The sequence below is a fragment of the Streptomyces coffeae genome (assembly GCF_016741875.1).
Lineage (GTDB): Bacteria > Actinomycetota > Actinomycetes > Streptomycetales > Streptomycetaceae > Streptomyces > Streptomyces coffeae.
The window spans coordinates 1-234 of sequence record NZ_JAERRF010000248.1; the positions used below are offsets into that span (position 1 = coordinate 1).

General features: G+C 69.2%; 1 protein-coding gene. It reads left to right on the top strand.

What is annotated here, in order from left to right; all coding sequences use genetic code 11:
- Nucleotides 1-19: 19 nt before the first annotated feature.
- Nucleotides 20-234: hypothetical protein (locus tag JK363_RS41865; protein ID WP_236076607.1), on the top strand; the 215-nt coding region annotated here is incomplete at its 3' end.

The following is a 234-nucleotide window of genomic DNA, read 5'->3' on the forward strand; positions in this document are numbered from 1 at the left end:
GCGGGACGAGGCAGCGACCGTGCTGATGGCGCTGGCTGAGCTGTTCGTACGTGGCACGGTGGTCGACTGGGGCTCGGTGTTCGCTGGGTGTGGTGCGCGGCAGGTGGAGCTGCCGACGTATGCCTTCCAGCGCGAACGGTTCTGGATCCGGGCCTCGCGGCCGGTCACCGATGCGCGAGGTCTGGGGTTGGGTGCGGCGGAACATCCGTTGCTCGGTGCCGCGGTGGTTTTGGC